Genomic DNA, 25,754 nt, shown 5'->3' with positions numbered 1-25,754 from the left:
CCCTTCCTGAGTCACGGCAGCAGCACGCCTTCCGGTGCCTGCGTATAGTAACTCCGATTTTATATTATCACTATTATACCAAAACACACCCAAAATCACAACATCTTTATCAAATACAGAAAAAACAGGTGTCTCGCTAAGAAACACCTGTTTTATTACACATTTCAACTTTATTTATCGCGTTTTCCGCCGTTTTTGCGGGCGAGAATCGGGCCGAGATACTGTCCGGTATACGAACCCTCGCACTGTGCAACCTCCTCCGGCGTACCGCAAACGACCAGTCGGCCGCCGCCGTCGCCGCCCTCGGGACCGAGGTCGAGGATATAGTCCGCAGTCTTGATGACATCCAGATTATGCTCGATGACAACAACCGTGTTGCCTGCGTCCACCAGCTTCTGCAAAACATCCACAAGCCTGTGGACATCTGCGACATGCAGACCGGTGGTCGGCTCATCGAGGATATAGATAGTCTTGCCGGTCGAGCGCTTGGAAAGCTCGGTCGCCAGCTTGGCGCGCTGCGCCTCACCGCCGGACAGCGTCGTGGAGGACTGACCCAGCTTAACATAGCCGAGACCGACCTCGCGCATAGTCTCCAATCGGCGTGCAATCTTGGGCACATTGGCGAAGAACTCACATGCTTCATCTACCGTCATATCCAGCACCTCATAGATGTTCTTGCCCTTGTAGCGCACCTCGAGCGTCTCCTTGTTGTAGCGGCGGCCCTTGCACACATCGCACGGCACATAAACATCCGGCAGAAAGTGCATCTCGATTTTGAGCAGGCCGTCACCCGAGCAGGCTTCGCATCGGCCGCCCTTGACATTGAAGGAAAAACGGCTTGCATTGTAGCCGCGTGCCTTCGCGTCTGCCGTTTTGGCGAACAGTTCGCGGATGTCGTTGAACACGCCCGTATAGGTCGCCGGGTTGGAGCGCGGCGTGCGCCCGATGGGCGACTGGTCAATGTCGATGACCTTGTCGAGATTCTCGATGCCGATGAATTCGTCATGCGCTCCTGCACGAGTCTTCGCGCCGTTCAGCTCCGCTGCCAGCTTTTTGTACAGGATTTCGTTGACGAACGAGGACTTGCCCGAACCCGAAACACCGGTCACACAGGTCAGCGTGCCGAGCGGAATCGTGAAATCCGTGTGCTTGAGGTTGTTCACCGCACAGCCCTTGACCGTGATGCTCTTGCCGTTGCCTTTGCGCCGAATTTCGGGCACCGGAATGAATTTTTTGCCCGAAAGGTACTGTCCGGTGATGGATTTGTCGCTTTTGAGCAGCTCGTCTATCGTGCCCTCAAACACGACCTCGCCGCCATTGCGTCCCGCCCCCGGACCGATGTCCACGATGTGGTCAGCTGCAAACATGGTGTCCTCGTCGTGCTCGACCACGATGAGCGTGTTGCCGAGGTCACGCAGCCGCTTGAGAGTCGCAAGCAGCTTGTCGTTGTCGCGCTGGTGCAGACCGATGGACGGCTCGTCGAGGATATACAGCACGCCCATCAGCGATGAGCCGATCTGCGTTGCCAGCCGGATACGCTGGCTCTCGCCGCCGGACAGCGTGCCGGACGAGCGCGAAAGCGTCAGATATTCCAGGCCGACCGACTGCAGAAAGCCGAGGCGGTCCATAATCTCCTTGATTACTCTGTCACCGATTTTATGCTGCATTTCGGTCAGTTTGAGCGTGTGAAGGAACTCCATCGCCTTGACGACCGACTTTTCCGCAAACTCCGCGATATTCAGTCCGCCGAGCGTGACCGCCAGCACCTCCGGGCGCAGACGGCGGCCGTGGCATGCCGGACACGGGCTTTCGCTCATCACTTCTTCAATCTCGCCGCGCGACCACTCACTATTGGTCTCACGGTAGCGGCGTTCCAGATTGGGGATGATGCCCTCGAACGGCTGGCGCATCACGCCGCCCGAAATACGGCTGACCGACAGCTCGAGCGGTTCATCTCCGGTGCCGTACAGAAGCTCGTCGAGCGCCTGCTCGGAGAACTCCTCGATGGGCGTTTCCAGCGTAAAGCCGTGTTTTTTGCCGAGTGCGTTGTAGTACATCGCCGCGATGCTGCCCGTGTCGGCGCTGCCCCAGCCGGACGCACGGATGGCGCCCTGCTTAATGGAAAGATGGCGGTTCGGGATAACGCGGTCCGGGTCAACGCGCTTTTGAATGCCCAGACCGGTGCACACCGGGCACGCGCCATACGGGTTGTTGAACGAGAACATCCGCGGCGTGAGCTCCTCGATAGAAATGCCGCAGTTATCGCAGGCGTAGTTCTGCGAGAACGTGATGGGTTCTCCGCCGATAACATCCGCGATGACAAGGCCGCCGGACAGCGCCGAGGCGGTTTCGACCGAATCCGTAATGCGTCCGCGGGCGTCCGGACGGATGACAACGCGGTCAACAACGATCTCAATGTTGTGCTTCTTGGTTTTCGCCAGCTTAAATTCTTCCGAAAGATCATGGATTTCGCCGTCTACGCGCACGCGGACATAGCCCTGCTTGCGGGCATCCTCAAACACCTTAACGTGCTCGCCCTTCTTGCCGCGGATGACCGGCGCAAGCAGCTGCACGCGCGTCTTTTCTTCAAGCGCCATCAGCCGGTCAATGATCTGGTCGATGGTCTGCTGGTGAATCTCCTTGCCGCATTTCGGACAGTGCGGCGTACCGATGCGCGCCCACAGCAGGCGCATGTAGTCGTAGATCTCGGTGACCGTGCCGACCGTCGAACGCGGGTTCTGCGAGGTGGTCTTCTGGTCGATGGAGATGGCGGGCGACAGACCGTCAATGTAGTCTACGTCCGGCTTGTCCATCTGGCCGAGGAACTGCCGCGCGTAGCTGGACAGCGATTCAACGTAGCGGCGCTGACCCTCGGCGTAGATGGTGTCAAACGCCAGGGACGATTTGCCCGAGCCGGACAGGCCGGTGAGCACCACCAGCTTGTCGCGCGGAATCTTGATGTCGATGTTTTTCAGGTTGTGCTCTCGGGCACCTTTTACATGGATATATTCCTGCATTGTATTTTTTCCTTATCACAAAATAATGGAGAATTGAAAATTGTGGTGATGTGCTTTGCACGTTTATTGATTGCCGCGCAGCGGCGTACCTCATTATCCATTCTCAATTTTCAATTTTCCAACGCCTTGATCTGATCACGGAGCTGTGCTGCGATCTCAAACTCGAGCATCTTCGCGGCTTCCTTCATCTGGCGGGTCAGGCGGGCGATTTCCTGCTGTTTTTCGCCCTTGCTTCGCAGCTTTTTCTTGCTGCTCGAGGGCACATTCGAGGTGATCTCGATAACATCCTGCACCTTTTTATGCACAGACCTGGGGATAATTCCGTGCGCCTTATTAAACGCGTCCTGCAGCGCACGGCGGCGCTCAGTCTCGTCCATGGCGCGTTTCATTGAGGGCGTGATGCTGTCTGCATACAGCACGACCATGCCGTGCTCATTTCGTGCGGCGCGGCCGATGGTCTGAATGAGCGAGGTCTCCGACCGGAGAAATCCCTCCTTGTCCGCATCGAGAATGGCAACGAGCGACACCTCGGGAATGTCGAGACCCTCACGCAGCAGGTTGATGCCGACAAGCACATCGTACACGCCGAGACGCAGATCGCGCACCAGCTCCTGCCGCTCGATGGTCTTAACATCGTGGTGCATGTAGCGCACCTTGATACCTGCGGTTTCAAGGTAATCGGTCAAATCCTCGGCCATTTTCTTGGTGAGCGTGGTGACCAGGACCCGTTCGCCCTTGGCTGTGCGGGCGTTGATTTCTCCAATGAGATCGTCGATCTGGCCATCAACCGGACGGACAACGACCTCCGGATCGAGCAGACCGGTCGGGCGAATGACCTGCTCGACCACCTGACCCGAGCGTGACAGCTCGTACTCGGCAGGTGTTGCGGAAACATACACGATCTGGTTCAAACGGTCGTTGAACTCGTCAAAATTGAGCGGGCGGTTGTCATACGCGCTCGGCAGGCGGAAGCCGTTCTCGACCAGACTTTCCTTGCGGGCGCGGTCGCCGTGGTACATGGCGCGCACCTGCGGAAGCGTCACATGACTCTCGTCCACGATGAGCAGAAAATCCTTCGGGAAATAGTCGATGAGCGTATACGGCGCACTTCCCGGCGCACGCCGCGACAGCACGCGCGAATAGTTCTCAACGCCCGAGCAGAAGCCGATCTCCTGCAGCATTTCAATGTCGTAGCGGGTGCGCTGCGCGATGCGCTGTGCCTCGATCAGCTTGCCGTTTTCCTCGAAGTATTTTACGCGCTTGTCGAGTTCTTCCTCCAAATCCTTGATGGCTTCCTCCAGCTTTTCCTTGGGCGTGACGTAGTGGCTCGCCGGGAAAACAGCAATATGACCCAGTTCACCGAGCGAAACGCCGGTCAGCGGGTTAATACGGCTGATGCGGTCTACCTCATCACCGAAAAACTCGATACGGACAACATCCTCATCCGAATATACCGGCCAGATTTCCACCGTGTCGCCGCGCACGCGGAAGCGGTTGCGCTCGAACGCAATGTCGTTGCGCTCGTACTGAATCGCAATCAGGCGGCGAATCAGCTCCTCGCGGCTCATCTCCATGCCCGGACGGATGGAAATCACCATGCTTTTGTAGTCGATCGGATCGCCGAGTGAGTAAATGCACGACACGGACGACACAATGATCACATCGCGTCTCTCGCTCAGCGCCGAGGTCGCCGAGTGGCGCAGACGGTCGATTTCGTCATTGATGGCGGAATCCTTCTCAATATAGGTGTCGGTCGAGGCGATATACGCCTCCGGCTGGTAATAATCGTAGTAGGATACGAAATATTCTACCGCATTCTCTGGAAAAAATTCGCGCAGCTCGGTGCAGAGCTGTGCGGCCAGCGTTTTATTGTGCGCGAGCACCAGCGTCGGGCGCTGGGTCTGCTCGATGATGTTCGCCATGGTGAATGTCTTGCCCGAGCCGGTAACGCCCATCAGCGTCTGCTCGGTCAGACCGTTGTTGATGCCCTCCACCAGTTTGGCCACCGCCTCCGGCTGATCGCCTGCCATTTGGTAGGGGCTGTGTATCTTAAATTCCGGCACAGAGCGTACCTCCTTTTTTGCCACTCAGTATCTTTTTCGCAAACTTCCGCTTCTTAATCGACCGATAGATGTGAAATTGCTGCGTGCCACAACACAGTGATCGACCAGCTCCAACCCCAGTTCGGAGAGCGTGCGCTGCAGACGGTCAGTCATATCAAAATCCTCCTGCGAAGGTGTCGGCGTACCGTTCGGATGATTATGCGCCAGCGCAACGCCTGCCGCACCGGCCATCAAGGCACCGCGGGCAATCTTGTAGCTGTCCACCTGCACCCGCGCATGTCCGCCGCGTGCGATTTCCTCGCACTTGAGCACACGCCCCGCGCCATCCACATAGGCGGCCAGCAGCACTTCCTCCCGCTCGGCGCACAGCTGCGGCACGAAATATGCGCCGATGCGGTCATAAGTGTTCAGTTTATCGGTAAACTGCTCCATTTTCGCCACATCCGCCTGATAACGGTGAAACAGGGCAAAGCACAGGTGCAGCAGCTCCGCCGAGCGCGGACCGACGCCTTCGACCGTCTGCAGCTCGTCCTCGGTTGCCTCGAGCACCGCATGCAGTGAACCAAACCGCTGCATCAGCCGGTGTGCTGTCGGGTTGGTGTCGCCCTGCCGTACCGCAAAATACAGCAGCATCTCCAACACCTCGTGGTCGCTGAAAATCTCCAGTCCGAACCGGCGGAATTTGTCCAGCATGCGCTGTCGATGACCCACATGGTGATTTTCCGGCATGGTGTACCACCTTTCTTTTTAATTAGTAGTTAGTAATTAAAGGTGTATCTTCTCCACAGCCTGATTGAGCGCTCTGGTTACCAGCGGACTGTCCTTAATCTCCGGGAACGGAACGGTCGGCTGCGGTGCGCCGTCATGCGGACGCAGGCTCTTGCCCATCCAGAGGACATCGCGCCACTGACCAAATTTATACATGCTTTCCTGATATGCGCCCGAAATGATAAAGCCCATGGCTTTATGGAACTTCATCGACCGCTCATTCGGTGAAGTGATGCCGACGTAGATATTATAGTATCCCTGCATCGTCAGCAGTTCAAACAGCGCGGCGTAAATCGCACCGGCGATACCGTGACGGTGCTGCTCCTGTGCAACGTAGATAGATGTTTCGACCGACCACTGATAGGCAGCGCGGGTACGGTGCGGCGCAGCATAGCCATAGCCGACAACCTCGCCGTCAATGCGGCAGACCAGCCACGGCAGCTTTTGGGTATAGGTGCGCCACCGGCGGGTAAACTCCTCTATCGAAGGAGCATCGTACTCGCTCGACACAGTGGTTTGAATAACATACGGCGCATACAGCGCAAGCATCTCGGCAATATCTTCTTCCTCTGCAGGACGCAGAACAACTTCCGGCATGATTTTTTCCTCGTTTCGACATAATCTCGATATAAGTATACCGCATTCATTTTTTATGTTCAATAGGATATTATCAAAAAATCGCACATTTGTTCGCCTTGCATCTGCTGATTTTTTTACAGTATAATTCTTGCCGTTCTATATAATATTCTTTGTCATTTCAGCCGATTGCATTTTGCCCTGCCGAGTAGTATACTATGAAAAGCACTGACGAAAACGGCGTTTCGCCCTGCCGGGGAAGAGAAGGAGGCATCGCGCATATGGTTCGCTACGGTTTTATCCATACCAAAGAGGATATCAAGTTTCTGGTCCTGTTCGCCATGGATCTGCTGCCATTTCCGGTCAGCTTCAGCACCATTGTGGACTTAACGACCTGGTGCGACGAAGGCTTTGGCTACTTTGAGCTGAGCGAGGCTTTCTACGAGATGGTCCCGACCGGACACATCGAGGAGATACCCGATGAAGAAGAAACCCTGTACGCCATCACCGAAAAGGGACGCGAGGCTACCCGCATTTTCGAGAAGCAGCTTCCCTATCCGGTCCGCGAAGCCGCACAGCGCTCTGCGCTGCGTGTCGTCCGCCAGATCCGGCGCGACGCCGGCATCCACACCGCCGTCACCGAGCACGGCCCGAACGACCTGACCGTCCGCATGGAAATGGAGCAGGTGTTCGCGGTGGAAATGAACGTCGTCAGTCACGGACAGGCTGCCATGCTCGAGCGTACCTTTAAGGAAAACGCCGAGGCCGTCTATCAAACATTGCTCACCGCAATGACCAAAAACTACGCAAATGAGAAAGAAGCGCAAAAACCTTGAAACACATGAAGCAACTCGGTGTGCTGCTTGCCTGCTGTGTCGGCGGCTCACTGCTCTCCCTTTTACTCCGCGGTCTACTGCCCGGCAACGTGCTCGGTCTGACCCTGCTGCTCGCCCTGCTCATCTTCGGTGCGGTTCGTCTGCACCATGTAGAGAGCGTAGCGGATTTTCTGCTGCAGAACATGGCATTTTTCTTTCTGCCCGCTATGCTGGGCGTGCTGGAAATCTGGAACGACATCAAAAGCGAAGCACTTGCCATCCTTGCCGTCTGCCTGCTGACCACGCTGTGTACTGCCGCTGCTACCGCACTGACCGTACATATCGTGTTCCGTCTGCAGCACCGTGAAACCGAGGAGGCGTTCGACCATGACTGATCTTCTCTCCTCCTCGCAGTTCTGGCTGCTGGTTTCCATCGGTTTTTATGCGCTTGGCGTAGAGATTCAAAAGAAAACCGGTTCTGCGGTCTGCAATCCGCTGCTGATTGCCTCGATTCTGGTCGGTGCGCTGCTGATCGCAACCGGCACCCCCTACCAGACCTATGAGGAATCCGGCAAGCTGATCTCGTTCTTCCTGACACCGGCAACGGTAGCGCTTGCGATCCCGATTTACCGCAAGCTGGATGTACTGCTGAAAAACCTGCTGCCCATCCTGCTCGGCGCATTCGTCGGCTCGATGGTATCCATCGGCAGCGTGCTGCTCTTCAGCCATCTGTTCGGTCTGAGCGAAAGCACGACGCTTTCTCTCGTGCCGAAATCGGTAACAACTCCGATTGCGGTCGCGGTAGCCGAAATGCTCGGCGGCGTAACCTCCATCACCGCGATTGCGGTTGTCATCACCGGCATCATCGGCGCGATCATCCTGCCGACCTTTCTCAAGTGCATCGGCGTGCGTAATCCGGTGCAGATGGGTCTGTCCATCGGCACGGCAGCTCACGCAGTCGGTACCTCGCGTGCCATTGAGCTGGGTGAGACCGAAGGCGCAATTTCCGGTCTGGCGATCGGCGTTGCCGGTCTGCTGACGGCACTTATCGTGTCGATCGGCTCGGCAATTCTGTTATAATTGAAAATGGAGAATGGAAAATGTCGCTATCCTTGCGCGATACCCTAATTCTCCATTATCCATTCTCCATTCACAAAACCACCTTTCCCCTGCATAAAATGCAGGAAGAAAGGTGGTTTTTCTATGGTGATCCATGTTGTTCGGCCGGGTGATTCGCTGTACCGCATTGCGCAGCTGCACAGTATTCCCCTGCCGTTTCTCATCCAGCAGAACGAACTGCACGAGCCGTACCGCTTAACGCCCGGGCAGACCATTGTCGTTCCGCAGCCGGAAAAGACGTACATCGTCCGCCGCGGCGACACGCTCGGCAGCATTGCCGCGCAGAACGGCACAACCGTGATGCAGCTGTGGCAGAACAATCCGCAGCTTGGCGGCACCGACCGCATTCAGCCGGGGCAGATGCTTGTACTCAGCTATGGAAACAAGCTGGGACGCTTTGCGGTGAACGGCTACGCCTATCCGAGCATCGACCTGCGCGTTCTGCGCCGGACACTGCCCTATCTGACGTACTTATCTGTATTTTCCGTCGGTTTTGATAACGCCGGACGCATTTTACCGTTCTCCGCCGAGCTGCTCGTGCGCATGGCGCGGCAGTATCAGGTAAAGCCCCTGCTCGTTCTGACAACGCTCGGCGAGGACGGGCAGTTCTCCGGCGAACGTGCCCACCGGCTGCTGAACACCCCGACGGCTCGCGCGGCGCTGATTGAAAATCTGGCACAGGTACTGGCCATGCAGGGCTTCGCCGGTGTGGACATCGACTTTGAGTACGTGCCGCCGGAGGACGCGGACGCATATGCCGCGTTTGTCCGCTCGGTCCGCGAGCGGCTCTCGCCTGCCGGATACACGGTCTTCGCGGCACTCGCGCCTAAAACCTCCGCCGCGCAGCAAGGTCTTCTGTATGAGGCGCACGACTATGCCGCGCTCGGCTCTGCGGCGGACCGTGCCCTGCTGATGACCTATGAATGGGGTTACACGCTGTCCGCTCCGATGGCGGTCGCGCCGATTAACAAGGTAGCGCAGGTCGTGCGGTTTGCCGTGTCGCAGGTGCCTTCCGAGAAGCTGTTCATGGGCATCCCGAACTACGGCTACGACTGGGCGCTGCCCTATGTGCAGGGACAGTCGCGCGCCCGCAGTCTGGGCAACGTGCAGGCCGTCGAGCAGGCGATTCAGGTCGGTGCGCCGATTCATTATGATGACACGGCACAGTCTCCGCACTACAACTACTGGCGCGACCGTGCCGAGCACGAGGTCTGGTTTGAGGATGCGCGTTCTATCCGTGCCAAGCTGGCGCTTGCCGGAGAATATCAGCTGGCAGGCGTCAGCATCTGGAATATCATGCGGTATTTTCCGCAGCTGTGGCTCGTGCTGAACAGCCTGTACGACATCGAAAAGCTTGGATAAAATTCACCAAACCGACCGAGTTTTCCCTGTTTCGGTCGGTTTTTTCCGTGCTTCGGCAGTTTCTCCTTGGATTTCCATTGCAAAACGGTTACAAAACCCGCTATCATACGGTGCATGGGAGTTTCCCGCAAAATCCAAGGAGGTATCTACCTATGAAGTTCAAGAGACTCGTGCCGCTGGCACTCGCGCTTGCCATCGCATCCACCACCGCTGCAGGAGCCGCACGTCTGCCGCAGAACCGCTTTTCGTTCGTCGTGCGTCCGAATTATTACACGCAGACGGTCAGCCGTCCTTCGGCAAGCAAGCCCTCACCAAGCACTGCCGCGAACAGCAGCTACGCCGCGCAGGTGGTCTCTCTGGTGAACGCCGAGCGTGCCAGACAGGGACTGCCCGCGCTGACCGTCAGCACCACGGTGCAGCAGGCAGCGCAGACCCGCGCCGGAGAACTGCAAACCAGCTTTTCGCACACACGTCCGAGCGGCGCATCCTGCTTTACCGCGCTGACCGAGGCCGGCGTTTCCTACGCGCGTGCCGGTGAAAACATCGCCTATGGTCAGAGCACACCGGAGGCTGTTGTGCAGTCGTGGATGAACTCGTCCGGCCACCGCGCGAATATTCTCAGCAGCAGCTTCACCTCAATCGGCGTCGGCTGTACCGTTGTGAACGGAACCGCATACTGGGCGCAGCTTTTCACCGCATAAACGCAAAACAGACCGCATTGGCGGTCTGTTTTGTTGCTCTATCCTGCCGTTTATCACGAGAGCGGATACACCTCGCCGTTGATGGTAACGGACTGCACATTATCCAGATCAAACGCACGCGCAAGCACGGCAATCTCGGTGTCGATGCGGTCGGTGTCCTCAGTGGAATTGAAGCCGTAGGTATACAGAGTCCGGTCAATATCCGCATTTTCGTCCAGAATGACGTACTCCGAGCCGTCCCTCAGCTGCACGCTCAGCTTATCTACCTCGTCCACCGTGCAGTGCATATCCGCATTGCGGATGCGGATGCCAATCTGCGACAGGGTAACATCGCCGTTTTCGCTCGTCAGGTATGGCATCTGCTGAAATTCCGGCAGATCGACCGCCAGAACCGTCTTTGCGGTACCCGCTCCGTCCGCACGCACGGTCGTTTTACCCGGCTCAAGTGCCTCCAGACGGAGCGGCTCTCCCTGCCTGTAATCGCTCGAAATCGCAAATGCGCCCTCGAAATAGTAGTCGTTGTCGGTCGAACGTGCGGTATCGAGGTAAAATTCACTGCCGCAGAAGCCGCTGTCGCCGTACATGACCTCGAAAGCAAGCTGTCCCTCCTCGGCATAGCACGAAGACAGCGTGGACCATGTGATGTCTGGCTTGTTCTGATAGCTGTCGATCAGGTGCGCCAGCGTAAACGGCTTTACGCCATCCTGCTTTTTATTCTCCAGATGCAGACTGATCACACCCGTGCCCGCACTCTCGTCAAACAGCACGGACTCTACCGACAGACGGTAATGCTCGTTCTCGTCGGTCAACTTGGCGTTGTCCGCCGTCTGCACATACCCTTCGAGATTCGCGTCTCCGCCATTCGGGAACAGCAGTGGAAACCAGCTCTGTGCATTCGCGGCAAATGCGGTTCCGCCGATGCACAGCGCGGCAGCCAGTCCGGCGCAGACGATTTTCTTTGCTGAGAAACGGCGTACCGGCTTGCTTTCTCGCTCAGGCAGGCTGTCCAGCGCTCTGCGGACACTGCGGTCAAATTCTTCAGTCATTTTCGGGAAATCATTATGGTTCATCATGCGAAGCACGCTCCTTTCAAGTCCTTGCGCAAATGCTCTCTTGCCGCTCGGAGACGGGTCTTGACCGTGTTTTCCGGTATGCCGAGCATTCCGGCAATCTCACGGATCTTAAAGCCCTCTAAGTAGTACAGCTCCACCGGCAGGCGCAGCTTTTCCTCCAGTGCGGTGATGGCGGCATACAGGTCGCTGTAATCATCAGCCGCAGGCGCCGGTATCGCCTCAGCAGCAGCCGCGTCATACGGCGCAAGCCGCTGCTGACGGCGCAATATCGTGCTGCACTCGTTGATGAGTATGCGGACCAGCCATGTTTTGAAATACCGCGTGCTGCGCAGCGAATCCAGCTGCTCCCAGGCCCGCAGGATTGCCTGCTGCGCCGCGTCTGCACAGTCATGCTCACTGCGGAGCATGGTTTTCGCTACGCGGTACAGCGTAGGCTCGGCTGCCAGCACCGCGGAGGTAAATTGCTCTCTATCCATCATAAGCGGGTTCTCCTTTCCGAAAGCGTCCGGACAGCGCAGACAGGTTTCGCGAAAAGCGCTTCCTGTCTGCTGCTTTCATCTATTAGACGGTTCGGTGCGGCAAATGGTTTTGTGAAAGGAAAATTTTTCGTACTTGCATTTTGCATTACCTATTATACAGTACAAGCGCACAAAACGAAATCGGTACAGAGATTCAAAACACATTTCCCCACCGCATCGCACAATACAAATGAATAAATGACGCATGCTGAATCTCCACGTTCATTTTCCATCCTCAACTCTCCATTCCTGAACCGATAGACAAAAGTCTCCCGCCATGGTATACTGTCCTTATCTGGTATAGTTAATCCTGCCGAAGAATAAGTTGCTTATTGATAACTATTATCAAATAAAAAATATTATTTATTTTTATGAAAACCTATTGACATTTTGGCACAACACGGTTATACTAAAGTTGTTCCAAGGAGAGAAAGGAAGGAACGATTTGAGAATCACACATGAAGCGGATTATGCAATTCGTGTGACCTATTGTCTGGCACTTGCAGGCGAAAAGCAGTGCGCGAAGGATATTTCCGAGGCAACCGGCGTAACACTCCGGTTTGCACTTAAAATTCTCCGCAAGCTGACGCAGTCCGGTATTACAAAATCCTATAAGGGCGTTGCCGGCGGCTATGAGCTGAACCACTCCCCATCGGAGATCAGTCTCGGCGCGATCATCGAATGCATTGATGGTCCGATCGCCATCAATCACTGCCTTGCAAATGAGTTCCAGTGCACACACATGGGCACCCAGAATGAATGTGATTTTCATCGCGTGTTCTCGGAGATCAACCGATCTCTGCGCGATCAGCTTTGTTCGATAACAATGGATCGTTTCCTGCCCCCTCAAAAATAAATTTGTTCAACGATACAGGAGGAAAAAATCATGAAAAAGTTTGTTTGTTCCGTATGTGGTTATGTATATGAAGGCGAAGCAGCTCCGGCAGAGTGCCCGATCTGCCACGCACCGGCAGAGAAGTTCAAGGAACAGGCCGGTGAAAAGACCTGGGCAGCTGAGCACGTTGTAGGCGTTGCACAGGGTGCTCCGGAGGACATCATGGCTGACCTGCGTGCTAACTTTGAGGGCGAGTGCTCGGAGGTTGGTATGTATCTGGCAATGGCTCGCGTTGCACACCGCGAGGGCTATCCGGAAATCGGCCTGTACTGGGAGAAGGCTGCATTCGAGGAAGCAGAGCACGCTGCTAAGTTCGCAGAGCTGCTTGGCGAGGTTGTAACCGACTCCACCGAGAAGAACCTGCAGATGCGTGTAGACGCTGAGAACGGCGCAACCGCTGGCAAGTTTGATCTGGCAAAGCGCGCTAAGGCTCTGAACCTCGATGCGATCCATGACACCGTACATGAGATGGCACGCGACGAGGCTCGCCACGGCAAGGCTTTCGAGGGTCTGCTGAAGCGTTACTTCAACAAGTAATTGAGATTATTCAGAGGGTGGGCAGAATGCCTGCCCTCTTTTTTTAGAAACCGATAAACAGCAGCCTGTCCGCTCCAAGAGCGGACAGGCTGCTGTTTTATCTGTGTTTTTCACTTTTGCATTGCACGGGACAGCCGGAGCAGTGTCCGGAACAGCCGGACGGATGCTTTTTCATCGAACGAAGCGCGGCAAACAGCGCGATGCCGATCAATGCCAGAATCAAAATGGTGGGAAGATTCATATACCGTGCCTCCTTATGCCAGGCCGAATGCCAGACCGACACAGCGGACGGCAAAGGCAATGAGCCATGCGATCACGCATTGGGTCAGCGCAGTCGTGATGGCAGCCCGCGTGCTGCCCATCTCGCGCTTTACGGTGGCAATTGCCGCAACACAGGGGGTGTAGAGCAGCACAAATACCAGAAATACGACCGCGGTAAACGGCGTAAACAGGGTGCCGATGCTGGATACCTCACCGCCAAGCAGCAGGGTCAGCGTGGATACAACGCTTTCCTTTGCGGTAAAGCCGGTAATCAGAGCGGTGGACACACGCCAGTCCGCAAAGCCGAGCGGTGCGAACAGCGGTGCAAAAATGCTGCCCAGCGCAGCCAGCAGGCTGCTTTCCGGCATAGACACTACATTAAAGCGTGCATCGAAGGTCTGCAGGAACCAGATTACGATAGAAGCAGCAAAGATGATGGTAAATGCCTTCTGAATAAAGCCCTTTGCCTTTTCCCAGATAAGGTGCACAACACTTTTGGCACTGGGCAGACGGTAATTCGGCAGCTCCATAACGAACGGAACCGGTTCGCCCTTGAAGCGAGAGACCTTCAAAATGACCGCATACAGGATGCCGCAGAGAATGCCGAACAGATACAGGCCAATCATGGCAAGCGCACGATACCGTCTGGGGAAAAAGGCGCTGATCATCATGGTGTAGATGGGCAGCTTGGCCGAGCAGCTCATAAACGGGGTAAGTAAAATCGTCATGCGGCGGTCACGCTCACTGGACAGTGTGCGGGTAGCCATGATGGCCGGAACCGAGCAGCCGAAGCCGACCAGCATCGGCACAAAGCTGCGGCCGGACAGTCCCAGCTTGCGGAGCGGCCGGTCCATGATAAAGGCCACACGCGCCATATAGCCGGTGTCCTCCAGAATCGAGAGGAAGAAGAACAGCGTTACAATGGTCGGCAGGAAGCTGAGTACGCTGCCAACGCCGTTTGCGATACCGTCTACAACGAGCGAGTGAACAACGGGGTTGATCTGCAGGGCGGATAACCCGGCATCTATCCACGAAATGCAGGCATCGACCAGAACGGTCATGCCGTCGGACAGCCATGCGCCGATCCAGCTGAAGGTCATGATGAAGATCAAACCCATGATACCGGCAAAGCAAGGGATAGCGGTGTATTTGCCGGTCAAAAAGCGGTCGATCGCCATACTGCGTTTATGCTCTTTGCTCTCGTGCGGGCGGACGACTGTTGTGCTGCACAGGTTTTCCAGAAAGCTGAACCGCATGTTTGCCAGCGCCGCTTCGCGGTCCAGACCGGAATCCTTCTCCATTACGGATACGATCTGGTCAAAAGCGGAGCGATTGTCATCGGACAGCGCGAGCGCCTTTTCGATGAGCGGGTCCTTTTCGATCAGCTTGGTGGCGGCAAAGCGCACCGGCAGACCGGCTCGTTTGGCATTCGGCTCGATCATCAGGGCGGTTGCATGGATGCATCGGTGAACAGCGGCGACCGGATCGTTCTTGTCGCTGCTGTCCTGGCAGAAGTCGATGCCTCCGGGTGTTTCCTGATAGCGGGCGATGTGGATCGCGTGGTCGATCAGCTCATCAATGCCTTCGTTCTTTGCGGCTGAGATCGGCACTACCGGAATGCCGAGCGCCTGCTCAAGCTCATTTACATGGACGGTGCCGCCGTTCGCACGAACCTCGTCCATCATATTCAGCGCCAGCACCATCGGAATGCCCAGCTCCATCATCTGCATGGTCAGGTAGAGGTTTCGCTCAATGTTGGTCGCGTCTACAATATTGATGATGCCGTCTGGCTTGTTGTCCAGCAGAAAGCTGCGGGTTACGATCTCCTCGCTGGAATACGGTGACAGCGAATAGATGCCGGGCAGGTCGGTAACGGTTGCCTCCGGATGGCTGCGGATCGTGCCGTCCTTGCGGTCCACCGTAACACCGGGAAAATTGCCGACATGCTGGTTGGCACCGGTCAGCTGATTGAACAGCGTCGTTTTGCCGCAGTTCTGATTGCCGGCAAGCGCAAATGTCAGTTTTTTATCGGCAGCCGCGGCTTTGGCGTGCTCATAAATGTGGTAGTCCTTGGATTTCCTGAGCTCACCCATGCCGGGGTGCGCCGCAGGACGGTGGCGTACCTGTCCGGCGGAAGGCTTTTGGGTTCGCTGATACGGCGTGCCGACTTCGATCTTCCGCGCTTCATCCAGGCGCAGGGTCAATTCATAGCCGCGCAGCTCAAACTGCACCGGATCACCCATCGGAGCGACCTTCTGCAGCGTAACCTCGGTCTGCGGCGTCAGTCCCATATCGAGCAGGTGATGGCGTAAGGCTCCGCTTCCGCCTACTGCGGTGATCTTCGCACTTTCATGCGGTTTCAGTTTATCCAATGTCATATCTATATCTCCTCGCGGCTTCATGCCGTAGACAGTTTTGCTCTTATACTCGTGTACTATTATTCTCCTATGAGCGGGAGTTGTCAATGTTTATTATACAGCAATCCTGCCGATTGTGCACACGTAACACACGGATGACATCAAGAATTACGAGGAACATAACGCCAACGGGGGCGGAAGTCAAGTGGCACCCTCGTCCATTGGAGCCTCGCCGGCGGCGTAGCGCCCCTTGCCCTTCGAGCCAGGTTGTTAATCAGGCATCCGATCCTCGAAGTAGATTGCCGGCTGGGCATGAATCATGCTCCAGTCCTGCCGGCGGCCGGTCCACTTTTTCGTGATGTCGATCATCGCCAGATACAGCATTTTGAAAAGGCTGTCATCGGTTCGGTCTTACTATGTTCTTTATATTCTGTATCAGTATTACTTGTGGGCAATTTCTGCCCCATGCAAGGGGAAGAAACCTGCACCCTGTCTGGAATTTGCAGAAAGATGCGGTTCGCCTGATTCCAGCCCTGACGGACGCGAGTGATCAGCCCGGCATTTTCCAGCTCCCGCAGGGCGGTTTTGACCGTCCGCTCACTCCGGTCAAGGTCATCCGCCATCTGTTTGATCGTATAGATCACATACACATTCCCATCCTCGGACACCCAGCCGCTTTTCTGGGAAAGCGTAGTGCAGTTGAGCAGCAGCCCATATAGCAGCTTGGCGTTGATGGAATATTCGCCCGCCAGCATGAAGCGCGGCAAGGGAATGAACGGCGGCAATGTGGTGTTCAGTTTGAAATAGATTTTTCATCACATCCTCTCTGGTCTGGTGTGATACGGCTGCTATGGCGGTTTTCTGTCAGGTCCGCGAGGGGAGTACGCAGCTGTGCCACCCTTTTTTGCCCTCTTTGAGTGATAATGCGGACAAATAACGACAACCGCCCGGAAACTCTGCTTGCAATCGTGGACACAGCGGCAGCTAACTTTTTCTGCTCGGTGTAATCGACCTTGATGATGTACCCGTCAATCAGCATTTTCCGGACATACGCGCCGAAGTTGCGGGTGCCAAGCTGGTTCATCTTGTGGCGAACCATGCTCAATTCCTGCTCATTCAGGCAGATTTCTTTGCGGATGGGTCGCGTGCGGTCTGGCATATTGAAACACTCCTTTCACAATACAACGGACATTTTTAAGTCGAAACGCAGGTATCGAAACGAAAGATTTTCAAAAAATTTGCGCTCCTGCTTTTGCGAAAGCGGGAGCGCGGTGTATCTGCAGATATGAGATTTGAGAGAGTAGCAAGCACATCCGGTGTCCGTACACACCGGAAAAATGAACGTTTCAGCCTTGCAGCCGATACGCCCATTTTGATTTTTGGGGAAGCCCCAAACCCTTGATTTTTAAGTTGTAGATACTTTCTGGGCTTTTCCGGAAAGCTCTTGCTTTTATTCGCTTTGACGATTATAGTTATACTGTGATTTTATAAGCAGACGCAGAACTGAACTGTAACAGGAGTACCGCCATGAAGTATTTATCTATCGCACAAACCGCCGAACGCTGGGGTATCTCCACCCGCCGTATTCAGATTTTATGCGGCGAGGGGCGCGTCCCCGGTGCTATCCGCATTGGCTCGGTCTGGGGGATTCCAGAGGACGCAGAGAAGCCAGCGGACGCGAGAATCAAGAACGGCAAGTATATCAAGAAGCCCGCCGAAAACGAAAAATGAGCCGCATCATGTCTCAACGGAAAACATTCTGCCGGACGAGCAAGGTGTTGCTTCCTTTGGCACGACTGATTCTTCAGAGCGAGTGACATATTTTCAAGCGGAGGACGTGCTTGTTAGCAACATCCGTCCATATTTCAAAAAGATGTGGTTCGCAACAACTTCGGGCGGGTGTAACGCCGATGTACTGTGTTTTAGAGCCTTGGACAAAAAGTACGCATACCTTCTGAAATCCATGTAACGTTTAACATATATAGCTAAGACGGAAGGGTGGTTTGAATTATGCCAAATATCCTTGTGGTTGAGGACGATGAAAACTTGAATCGTGGAATCACTTTTTCACTGAAAAAATCCGGATATGAGGTTTTTTCAGCAGAATCAATGAAAAAAGCGAAAAGAATTGCAAGTGATAATAATGTGGATGTTACCATTTGTGATGTGAATCTTCCGGATGGGAATGGACTGGAATTTGTAAGGTGGATGAGATGCAATTATCATACATACATTATTTGTCTTACAGCACTAGATCAGGAGACGGATCAGGTCATGGGATATGAAGCAGGGGCAGATGATTATATTACAAAGCCGTTTAGTCTTTCGGTACTTCTTTTGAAAATAGAAGCACATTTCCGCCGCAGACAGGAGAAAACAGAAGCCGGAAAGATGATTTCGGGAGATATTGTATTTATCGCAGGAGAAATGAAAGTCCTGATAAAGAGTCGTGAAATCAGTCTGACAAAAACGGAGTTGAAAATGCTGACTTTTTTTCTTCAGAATCCGAAACAGATTCTTTCAAAAACACAAATATTAGAAAATGTGTTTGATCTGGAAGGGGATTTTGTGGATGAAAATACAATCGCTGTCAATATCAGAAGGCTCCGTGAGAAAATCGAAGACAATCCGGCTGCACCGGTCTATATAAAGAATATCAGAGGTCTTGGGTATATATGGAATCAGGAGGTAAGTCAGTGACGAAACGACATCGTAAAAAGTGGGTTGATGCCTTGTCACTGGTGCTGCCGGTTCTACTCCTTTTTGCGGTATTGAACTGCCTTACCACCTATTTATATTATCAGGATTATCAATGTAAAATGGATATCCTGACAGAAGTTGCGGCGGGCGCAGAGACCACCGGCATGGATGTTGCCGCAGGATGGCTGAAAGGAAACGACCATCAAACCAATGAACAAGGTAAGCAATTATTAGAGCAATACGGGTACTGGGAAAACAAAGGGACTTCGTTTTATGTGCGCTTCCGGCAGAATATCATGATAACCGGCTGTACAAGTGCAGTGCTATGTCTGTCTTTGCTAACGTTCCTGTTTTACCGGAAGAAAGTTGAGGCGAAAGAAAGTCGGAAACGATTGGAGCAGCTAGAGCAAATCCTGATTGCATTTCGGGAAAATCACTTTGAGGTAGTGCCGGACACAGAAGATCATGTCGGGCAGGAAAGACTGAAATTTCAGCTTGAAGCAATCGGACATCATATCCAGCTGCTGCAAGAGGAAGCCAGAGCGGAGAAGGAAAGCACAAAGGAAATGGTATCCGACATTTCCCATCAGCTGAAAACCCCGGTTGCAGCCTTGGATACCTGCTTTAGCATATTGCTGCGGAACAATCTGAGTGAGACGGAGCAACAGGAATTTCGCATCCGCTGCCGTAGTGCATTGGACGGATTGGAAACATTGTTGCAGTCTCTGCTGGAAATATCCAAACTGGAGACAGGTTTGATTCAGCTTGATCAGAAAACACTTCCCATTATGGATACGATCATCTCCGCAGTAAACCGAACGTATCCAAAGGCAGCGGAGAAAGGGATAGAACTTATTTTCGACTGCAACGAATCACTGGAGCATTGTGCACTCATGCAGGATAAACGTTGGCTTGGAGAAGCAATCATTAACGTTTTGGACAATGCCATCAAATACAGCCCAGAACATTCAAAAATCACGATCCGTCTACAAAAAAGAACCGGCTTTGTGAGAATTGAGATCGAGGATCAGGGAATCGGAATCCCGCAGAGTGAATACCATAAAATATTCCAGCGGTTTTACAGAGGGACTGCGCCGGAAGTCCGCGAAAAGAGCGGAACTGGCATCGGTCTGTATCTGTCCAGACAGATTATTGAGCAGCATGGTGGGACAATCACGGTAGCCTCCGGCAAAGTCAGAAAAGGAAGTACCTTTTTGATTCAGCTGCCGGAGAATGGACTTTCGTAGAGATGATGAGCAGAAGTCTTTCAAATCTGTAAGACTTCTGCTCTCTTTTTGAAAGTGAAATGAAAGGTTCCTTTGATACAATGCTGGTAAATAAGAAAAGGAGGCCATTGGAGTGGGCGTGATATTAGAAACGAATCAGCTTTGCAAATTTTATGGGACGGGGGAAAATCAGGTCAAAGCCGTCAATCATGTGAATATCCAGATTGGGCAGGGAGAATTTGTCGCCATTGTCGGAAAATCCGGCTCCGGAAAAAGTACCCTGCTACATATGCTGGGCGGGCTGGATACACCAACCAGCGGCAGCGTGATCTTGTCTGACAAGGACCTGTATTCCATGAAGGAGGATCAGCTTGCCGTTTTCCGGAGAAGAAAGATTGGATTTGTATTTCAGGCATTCAATCTGGTATCCTCCATCAATGTGTGGGAAAATATCGTTCTTCCGTTGGGGCTTGACGGGAAAAAAGTGGATAAAGCTTATGTCAATGATATTATCACCACACTGGGTCTTGAACACCGGATTCATAATCTTCCGAATACCCTCTCCGGAGGACAGCAGCAGCGCGTTGCGATTGCAAGAGCCTTGGTAAACAGACCGGAGATTTTGCTTGCGGACGAGCCAACCGGAAATCTTGATTCCAAGACAAGTGACGAGGTGATCGCGCTGCTGAAAATGAGCGCAAAAAAATATGGACAGACGATTGTAATGATTACCCATGATGATGAGATCGCGCAGGTTGCTGACCGTATTTTAGTCATCGAGGATGGACAGGTGGTGGATTTTAATTGAGGACGATCAGCAAAATCGCATTCAGCAACGACAAAAGAAATCGGACAAGAAGTGTCCTCATTATGACGGCGATTTGCCTGACTACCATGCTTCTGGTCATTATCAGTACAATTGGAAATGGACTGATCCTCTTACAGAAGGATCAGTCTGCAAGCTCATACGGAAGCAACTACGGCCTGTTTATCGCCGCAGATGGTACGCAATTAAAAGAAGTGGAACGCAGAGCTGAGATATCTGATATCGGCATCATGTGTACGGAAGGCATCCTGAAAGGAAATGAAAATGGCGGCTTTGTCAGTGCGGATGAAACGGTCAGGAAAATGCTTCCCTATAATCAGGAATATGTGTTGAAGGAAGGTACCTATCCGGAAAAGGCGCAGGAAATTGCCGCAGGACGCGCTTTCTTTGATGCAGTGGGATACCATGATGTAAAGGTCGGAGACACCGTAACATTGGAGTACCGTTCCGGCATGCAGTCGGAATACGCACCGGTGGAATTTACTGTCAGCGGGATTTTATATGACCGGGATGAATATACCATCGAGGCTTCCTATGTTGTATTCGGTTCGCAGGATTTTTATAATGAGCGTGTTGCGGAGGGTGACAGGCAATATAATATCTATTTTACCTTGAGCGATTCTGCAAATGTATCTATGAATAATGTTGCGCCTGTTATAAAAGAAATCGCGGATTCCTGCGGCATTGACCAGAAAAACGTGACTATCAATGACCTCTACCTGCAGTGGGTATTGCAGCCGAGCTATGAAATGATTGTGGTTTGCGGAACCCTGATCCTCGGAATCGTGCTGTTTTCCGTTGTGGTCATTTATAATATCTTCCAGGTCGGGATCGCCCAGAAGGTTCAGGAGTACGGAAAAATCAAGGCGCTGGGTGCAACCAGAAAGCAGATGAAGCAGTTGATCTTTCGTGAGGGCATTCTTCTGGCGGTTCCTTCGATACCGCTGGGGCTGCTGTTTGGTTTCCTGATTGCAAAAGTCAGCTTCAACTGGCTGGTGGAGCAGGGAAATCTGGTATCGTCCGGAATGAAGAACCATCAGGTGCCTCTGTTTTCACTGACAATTATGCTCATCTGCATTTTTGTATCGTTTCTTACGGTCGTTTTGGCTCTGCGCAAACCCATGAAAATTGTTTCCCGGATTTCACCCATCGAAGCGACACGGTATCTTGGCGGCTCCAAAACGCAAAAACAGGGCAGACGAAAAGGCAGAAAAGATGTCACCGTTTTCTCCATGGCAATGGCAAATGTAACAGGCAATCCGAAAAGAACCATTGCTACGATTCTTACCATGGGGCTTTCCTGTGTATTGTTTGTAATTATCGCTAATTATGTTGGGAATATTGACACGGAGCATGAAGCACGTCTTTCCGTTAATCATGGACAATTTGAACTGCAGCTGGATTATTCCCAGAATTATGATGAAGCCTATTCGGAGAATAATCTGGACACAATCCTACAGAACAACCCACTGAATGATTCAATGATTGAAGAAATCAAATCCATCCCCGGTGTAACGGATGTACTGACGAGAGAAATCGTCTCTGCAGATTTGAACGGAACAAAATTTCCGGTTGCAATCGTAAATCAAGAGGATTTTGAAATGATGCGCGGGGATGGCGATATCGGTTCCATGGACTATGCACAGGCTGTCAAAAACGGGAATGTTTTCTTTGGCTGGTCCATGTGGATGGAAGCTGACGGGTATTCTGCGGGTGCACCGATTACATTCAACTTTGAGAATGGAAGTGAAACCTATACCTATCAGGGAAAGATTGCAGGCTCCTTTGTGAGCGCGGACACTTATCTGGTCATTCCGGAAGGTGTATACCGTTCCATGAATCCGAGGGGAACAGCCTATGGCTATCTGTGGGTGGACTGTGATAAAAAAGATGTTGCATCTGTGGAACAGAGTCTGAATACTTTGATTTCAAATACTTCGCATATAAAAATGGATACCTATCATGCACAGTTACAATCTGCAGAATACGCAAGCCGTATGATGAAGCTTGGCTGCTATCTGTTCATGGCAATTGTCGGTCTCATCGGGTTTATGAATCTGGCAAACACCATGATCATCAATATCACCACGAAGAAGCAGGAATACGGTGTGCTGCAAGCGGTAGGCATGACCAATAAGCAGTTGAATCTGAGCTTACAAATACAGGGCTTGATTTTTACGGTTGGCACCATCTGCGTCGCACTTGCTGCCGGTCTGCCCCTTGGCTATGCACTGTTTTCCTATGCGAAGCATAATGGGATTTTTGGAATGAACGTTTATCACGTTCCTCTTATCCCGATTCTTGTTATGATTCTTCTGGTTGGTATTCTACAAATTGTGCTTTCCTGTGTTTTAAGCAGTAATCTGAAAAAGGAAACGCTGGTAGAAAGAATAAGGTATCAGGGATAGTAGATTCTATAAAAAGCAAGCTGCCGCTCAAGATGGGCGGCAGCTTACCTTTATAGTGATTCAAACATAAAAGTCAAATTTTGCGAGGACCCGCCATCGTCTCAACCTTGTCCGTTCTTCCTACAAAGAACAGGTCAACGGCTATTTTTAGCCCTAACTGATCAAAGATCCCCACCCAAAACGGCTCCTCAAAAAATATTGTCAGCTTTCCATTTACTTTGTCCATAAGAATCCCTCCTAAAATTGATTGAACAAAGAATGGACAACCCGGAGGGGCAGGTTACTTACCCTATCTATATAGGACGACCGGGCTACCTACCGGCTTTTGGTAGGTAGCTCCATTCTATCACCCTCATCACGGACAGTCAACGCAATGTCGTTAGCAAAATCAACGACGGCGCACCGTGGATAATGACACCGCCGTTAGGTACACTAAATGCAAAGGTGGTGAGGCTATGCGCGAGAAGAAGGACATCAATATTGAAATCGGCGGCAATATTCAAGTGGCAAGAGAACAGGCGGGCTATACGCAGGACACGCTCTCAGAAATGCTTGGCATGACGCCGAATCACCTGAGTGCTATTGAGCGTGGTGCTTCCGGTATCTCTCTTGAAGCCTTGCAGCGCCTTTGCCGTTTGCTCGGCGTCAGTGCGGACCGAATATCTTTGGGACTGACGAGCCAGAAGCGGAAGCCCTTGCGCTTGCCAGACGTATTTCGGATATAAAGCCGGAATACCGGCAACAGGTTCAAGAGCTGCTGTCCGCAATTTTGAATATGTCATAAAAAAAGAGCCTCTGCCGATACCCAAACCGGGCATCGACAGAGGCTCTTGGTTCGTTTTCCGGACATTCAAACAAGTGCCGAAATCGACACTTATTTCCGCGCTAAAGATAAAACCACGCAGGGAATACAATCACTTAGGCTGGTCAATTTGCGCCGCTCTGAGGCTTGCAATCACAGGCTTTTTCGACCCCTAACTGTCTACACCTCGATGCCTTGCGGGAGAAGTGCGGACAGGCGATGAGATCCGCGCGGAAGCTCTGCTTGCAGCTATGGACGCAGCGGACGCAGAAGCGGTTATACTTCCGGCGTCCGCTGTCTCCTATGAAGAACGACCACTCCTGCCGCCATTTCTGACTTCTGCTCACAGCTCAATCTCCCCTTTGTTCTTTTTGGGAGAGCAGCATTCCTCCTGCTTTTCTGCCTTTGCAGACTTGAGCCTGTCCATGATGGAGGACTTCTCACCGGTTTCGGGGGCTTTGACCTCTGCGGTCTTGTCCTCCTTCGGACCGTTGTTGATAATCCCATCAATCATGCCGTAGTCATCCTCCATCGACATCTCCGCCGCCTTGAGGTAGTTTTCCTTCTCAAGTGCCGCCATCCAGCTTTCCTTGCTGATACCGAGCATTCCGCCCTTTGCCGCATGATCGGCAATCTCCTTTGCATCCACGCACAAGCCCTCGATGTTATCCGAATAGAGCCGGTAAACCTCGCAGCCCTTCTCCAAAGCCTTCTCAGCCGCTTCCTGTCCAGCGGGAAGAACGCCAGCCCATGCGTAGCCGTAGTCCTTCATGTCATTGAGCCGACCGAGGAAAGAATTGTTGAGTACATCTATGAAAGCTGCTTGGAGGGCGCAACCCCGGCAGAAATCGCCGCTGCGCTGACGGAACAGGGTATCAAATCTCCAATGGGGAACGATCTCTGGTCTGCCAGTACTGTCCGCAGCATCCTCCGAAATGAGAAATACTGCGGTGATGCTTTGATGCAGAAAACCTATACCAAGGATTTTCGCACCCATAAATCCGTCAAAAATACGGATTTAAATATGTATTTCAAGGAAAATCACCACACAGCGATTATCAAAAAAGAGAATTGGATCAAGGTACAAAAGTTGCTGTCAGAGCGGCACAGCACAGCCAAACGAGCTACATTGCGCCGTCTGAGCAATCACTTCGTCGCATACCGCGTGAAAGATGGTCCTTTCAAGGGCTATCTGATTATGGATTCCCGGTGGTCTTTTATGGAGCGTCAGGAGTTTATGAAAAACGTGGATGAGGCGCAAAACACCATGAAATGAACGGATTTTAACTATGAACTTTGATTTTTCCGCTTTGAACTTTGAAACCATCGACTCCAACATCAACGCCTACCCGGATATATTCCTGAATCAGAATGGCGTGACCATCACCAAGAAGGTGCTTGAGGACTTGGGCTATCCCGCCTTTGTTTTGTGTCTGCTGGATGCGAAAGCGAGGGTATTTGCGATCCGTTCCTGCAAGAGCAACGAGCCTCTCGGCTTCAAGTTCTCCAAGCCGAGAGGCGAACAGAAAGGTGTTGTTACGATCTCCAACAAGAATCTGCTTGACCCGCTTCGCGCTGTCACCGGCGAGGACTGGATTCCCGGCAAGCGTTACAAGGTGCGCGGTTTCTGGGTTGCCGACGCAAAAACCATGTGCTTTGACCTCAATGAAGGGGTCCAGGAGGACTTTCGCCCTGTTACGCCGAGCAATGACGCAGAATAATCCCTGATA

The 25,754-nt window shown here is 52.9% G+C and carries 27 protein-coding genes and 2 pseudogenes; 15 read left to right on the top strand and 14 right to left on the bottom strand.

The window, feature by feature from the left end:
* Positions 1 to 170: 170 nt before the first annotated feature.
* The 4 genes from uvrA to PGS25_RS08550 all read right to left on the bottom strand — a co-directional run bounded on the left by uvrA (position 171) and on the right by PGS25_RS08550 (position 6,445).
* Complete coding sequence (uvrA, locus tag PGS25_RS08565; RefSeq protein WP_270418303.1) at positions 171 to 3,017, bottom strand: excinuclease ABC subunit UvrA; 2,847 nt, start codon at positions 3,015 to 3,017, stop codon at positions 171 to 173.
* Positions 3,018 to 3,127: 110 nt separating this feature from the next.
* The gene (gene uvrB / locus PGS25_RS08560) at positions 3,128 to 5,047 is read right to left on the bottom strand and encodes an excinuclease ABC subunit UvrB (RefSeq protein WP_442865256.1); all 1,920 of its coding nucleotides are present in this window, start codon (positions 5,045 to 5,047) and stop codon (positions 3,128 to 3,130) included.
* Between the two features lie 57 nt (positions 5,048 to 5,104).
* Positions 5,105 to 5,809, bottom strand: a complete 705-nt coding sequence (locus PGS25_RS08555) for a JAB domain-containing protein (protein ID WP_119189148.1) — start codon at positions 5,807 to 5,809, stop codon at positions 5,105 to 5,107.
* Between the two features lie 36 nt (positions 5,810 to 5,845).
* Positions 5,846 to 6,445: a GNAT family N-acetyltransferase gene (locus PGS25_RS08550; RefSeq protein ID WP_270418301.1), complete on the bottom strand. Its 600-nt coding sequence runs from the start codon at positions 6,443 to 6,445 to the stop codon at positions 5,846 to 5,848.
* A 260-nt stretch (positions 6,446 to 6,705) separates the two neighbouring features.
* Here PGS25_RS08550 and PGS25_RS08545 point away from each other — a divergent pair, with 260 nt between their 5' ends.
* From PGS25_RS08545 to PGS25_RS08525, 5 genes are all read left to right on the top strand, one after another.
* The gene (locus PGS25_RS08545; RefSeq protein WP_158574606.1) at positions 6,706 to 7,260 is read left to right on the top strand and encodes a DUF4364 family protein; all 555 of its coding nucleotides are present in this window, start codon (positions 6,706 to 6,708) and stop codon (positions 7,258 to 7,260) included.
* A 5-nt stretch (positions 7,261 to 7,265) separates the two neighbouring features.
* Positions 7,266 to 7,634 carry a CidA/LrgA family protein gene (locus tag PGS25_RS08540; protein ID WP_147357269.1) on the top strand — a complete coding sequence of 123 codons (369 nt, stop codon included), beginning with the start codon at positions 7,266 to 7,268 and terminating at the stop codon, positions 7,632 to 7,634.
* Positions 7,627 to 8,319, top strand: coding sequence for an LrgB family protein (locus PGS25_RS08535; RefSeq protein ID WP_117489444.1), 693 nt, complete (start codon positions 7,627 to 7,629; stop codon positions 8,317 to 8,319). Before PGS25_RS08540 ends, PGS25_RS08535 begins: the two co-directional genes overlap by 8 nt.
* A 123-nt stretch (positions 8,320 to 8,442) precedes the next feature.
* Entirely contained in the window at positions 8,443 to 9,720 is a 1,278-nt protein-coding gene (locus tag PGS25_RS08530) for a glycosyl hydrolase family 18 protein (protein ID WP_270418299.1), read from the top strand.
* Between the two features lie 152 nt (positions 9,721 to 9,872).
* A complete protein-coding gene (locus PGS25_RS08525; RefSeq protein ID WP_442865251.1) occupies positions 9,873 to 10,421 on the top strand; it encodes a CAP domain-containing protein in 549 nt (182 codons plus the stop codon).
* Between the two features lie 53 nt (positions 10,422 to 10,474).
* On the opposite strand, the gene PGS25_RS08520 is transcribed toward PGS25_RS08525, so the two are convergent.
* Together PGS25_RS08520 and PGS25_RS08515 are read right to left on the bottom strand one after the other, a co-directional pair.
* The gene (locus tag PGS25_RS08520) at positions 10,475 to 11,494 is read right to left on the bottom strand and encodes a hypothetical protein (RefSeq protein ID WP_270418298.1); all 1,020 of its coding nucleotides are present in this window, start codon (positions 11,492 to 11,494) and stop codon (positions 10,475 to 10,477) included.
* Positions 11,491 to 11,973: an RNA polymerase sigma factor gene (locus PGS25_RS08515; protein ID WP_270418296.1), complete on the bottom strand. Its 483-nt coding sequence runs from the start codon at positions 11,971 to 11,973 to the stop codon at positions 11,491 to 11,493. The genes PGS25_RS08520 and PGS25_RS08515 overlap by 4 nt, the downstream gene beginning before the upstream one ends.
* Positions 11,974 to 12,457: 484 nt before the next feature.
* Between PGS25_RS08515 and PGS25_RS08510 the strand changes: the two genes are divergently transcribed.
* Both PGS25_RS08510 and PGS25_RS08505 read left to right on the top strand, forming a co-directional pair.
* Complete coding sequence (locus tag PGS25_RS08510) at positions 12,458 to 12,868, top strand: RrF2 family transcriptional regulator (RefSeq protein ID WP_118285485.1); 411 nt, start codon at positions 12,458 to 12,460, stop codon at positions 12,866 to 12,868.
* Positions 12,869 to 12,898: 30 nt separating this feature from the next.
* The gene (locus tag PGS25_RS08505; RefSeq protein ID WP_110435265.1) at positions 12,899 to 13,444 is read left to right on the top strand and encodes an NADH peroxidase; all 546 of its coding nucleotides are present in this window, start codon (positions 12,899 to 12,901) and stop codon (positions 13,442 to 13,444) included.
* Between the two features lie 97 nt (positions 13,445 to 13,541).
* Here the strand turns inward: PGS25_RS08505 and PGS25_RS08500 are convergent, their stop codons facing one another.
* From PGS25_RS08500 to PGS25_RS08480, 5 genes and pseudogenes are all read right to left on the bottom strand, one after another.
* Positions 13,542 to 13,685 carry a FeoB-associated Cys-rich membrane protein gene (locus PGS25_RS08500; RefSeq protein WP_117751385.1) on the bottom strand — a complete coding sequence of 48 codons (144 nt, stop codon included), beginning with the start codon at positions 13,683 to 13,685 and terminating at the stop codon, positions 13,542 to 13,544.
* Between the two features lie 13 nt (positions 13,686 to 13,698).
* The gene (gene feoB / locus PGS25_RS08495; RefSeq protein ID WP_270418293.1) at positions 13,699 to 16,083 is read right to left on the bottom strand and encodes a ferrous iron transport protein B; all 2,385 of its coding nucleotides are present in this window, start codon (positions 16,081 to 16,083) and stop codon (positions 13,699 to 13,701) included.
* A 249-nt stretch (positions 16,084 to 16,332) separates the two neighbouring features.
* Positions 16,333 to 16,467: pseudogene (locus PGS25_RS08490) on the bottom strand (IS256 family transposase); the annotation flags it as partial.
* A complete protein-coding gene (locus PGS25_RS08485) occupies positions 16,428 to 16,817 on the bottom strand; it encodes a replication initiator protein A (RefSeq protein ID WP_442865255.1) in 390 nt (129 codons plus the stop codon). The gene PGS25_RS08485 and the pseudogene PGS25_RS08490, both read right to left, overlap by 40 nt.
* 38 nt (positions 16,818 to 16,855) lie before the next feature.
* Entirely contained in the window at positions 16,856 to 17,221 is a 366-nt protein-coding gene (locus tag PGS25_RS08480; RefSeq protein ID WP_270418292.1) for a plasmid mobilization relaxosome protein MobC, read from the bottom strand.
* 368 nt (positions 17,222 to 17,589) lie between these two features.
* Here PGS25_RS08480 and PGS25_RS08475 point away from each other — a divergent pair, with 368 nt between their 5' ends.
* The 5 genes from PGS25_RS08475 to PGS25_RS08455 all read left to right on the top strand — a co-directional run bounded on the left by PGS25_RS08475 (position 17,590) and on the right by PGS25_RS08455 (position 23,222).
* Entirely contained in the window at positions 17,590 to 17,793 is a 204-nt protein-coding gene (locus PGS25_RS08475) for a DNA-binding protein (RefSeq protein WP_270418290.1), read from the top strand.
* 279 nt (positions 17,794 to 18,072) lie between these two features.
* Positions 18,073 to 18,762 carry a response regulator transcription factor gene (locus tag PGS25_RS08470; RefSeq protein WP_270418289.1) on the top strand — a complete coding sequence of 230 codons (690 nt, stop codon included), beginning with the start codon at positions 18,073 to 18,075 and terminating at the stop codon, positions 18,760 to 18,762.
* A complete protein-coding gene (locus PGS25_RS08465; RefSeq protein WP_270418288.1) occupies positions 18,759 to 20,009 on the top strand; it encodes a sensor histidine kinase in 1,251 nt (416 codons plus the stop codon). Before PGS25_RS08470 ends, PGS25_RS08465 begins: the two co-directional genes overlap by 4 nt.
* 112 nt (positions 20,010 to 20,121) lie before the next feature.
* Positions 20,122 to 20,796, top strand: a complete 675-nt coding sequence (locus tag PGS25_RS08460) for an ABC transporter ATP-binding protein (RefSeq protein ID WP_117489470.1) — start codon at positions 20,122 to 20,124, stop codon at positions 20,794 to 20,796.
* The gene (locus tag PGS25_RS08455) at positions 20,793 to 23,222 is read left to right on the top strand and encodes an ABC transporter permease (RefSeq protein ID WP_270418284.1); all 2,430 of its coding nucleotides are present in this window, start codon (positions 20,793 to 20,795) and stop codon (positions 23,220 to 23,222) included. Before PGS25_RS08460 ends, PGS25_RS08455 begins: the two co-directional genes overlap by 4 nt.
* A 73-nt stretch (positions 23,223 to 23,295) precedes the next feature.
* On the opposite strand, the gene PGS25_RS08450 is transcribed toward PGS25_RS08455, so the two are convergent.
* Positions 23,296 to 23,448 carry a hypothetical protein gene (locus tag PGS25_RS08450; protein WP_270418283.1) on the bottom strand — a complete coding sequence of 51 codons (153 nt, stop codon included), beginning with the start codon at positions 23,446 to 23,448 and terminating at the stop codon, positions 23,296 to 23,298.
* Positions 23,449 to 23,677: 229 nt separating this feature from the next.
* Between PGS25_RS08450 and PGS25_RS08445 the strand changes: the two genes are divergently transcribed.
* Positions 23,678 to 23,947, top strand: coding sequence for a helix-turn-helix domain-containing protein (locus PGS25_RS08445; RefSeq protein WP_243022604.1), 270 nt, complete (start codon positions 23,678 to 23,680; stop codon positions 23,945 to 23,947).
* Between the two features lie 202 nt (positions 23,948 to 24,149).
* Here the strand turns inward: PGS25_RS08445 and PGS25_RS08440 are convergent, their stop codons facing one another.
* Both PGS25_RS08440 and PGS25_RS08435 read right to left on the bottom strand, forming a co-directional pair.
* Positions 24,150 to 24,371 carry a hypothetical protein gene (locus PGS25_RS08440; protein ID WP_006573528.1) on the bottom strand — a complete coding sequence of 74 codons (222 nt, stop codon included), beginning with the start codon at positions 24,369 to 24,371 and terminating at the stop codon, positions 24,150 to 24,152.
* Positions 24,368 to 24,805, bottom strand: a pseudogene (locus tag PGS25_RS08435) (DUF4316 domain-containing protein); the annotation flags it as partial. The pseudogene PGS25_RS08435 and the gene PGS25_RS08440, both read right to left, overlap by 4 nt.
* On the opposite strand from PGS25_RS08435, the gene PGS25_RS08430 reads away from it, so the two are divergent.
* Positions 24,692 to 25,300, top strand: coding sequence for a recombinase family protein (locus PGS25_RS08430; protein ID WP_270418334.1), 609 nt, complete (start codon positions 24,692 to 24,694; stop codon positions 25,298 to 25,300). The pseudogene PGS25_RS08435 and the gene PGS25_RS08430 sit on opposite strands and share 114 nt — an antisense overlap.
* 13 nt (positions 25,301 to 25,313) lie before the next feature.
* On the top strand, positions 25,314 to 25,745 hold the full coding sequence (locus PGS25_RS08425) for a hypothetical protein (RefSeq protein WP_270418281.1): 432 nt from the start codon (positions 25,314 to 25,316) through the stop codon (positions 25,743 to 25,745).
* Positions 25,746 to 25,754: the final 9 nt, after the last annotated feature.

The sequence above is a fragment of the Butyricicoccus sp. AM78-15b2TA genome (assembly GCF_027665985.1).
Classification (GTDB): Bacteria; Bacillota; Clostridia; order Oscillospirales; family Butyricicoccaceae; genus Agathobaculum; species Agathobaculum butyriciproducens.
Note: the sequence above shows the minus strand (reverse complement) of the source record. Positions and strands in the feature narration are given on the sequence as shown.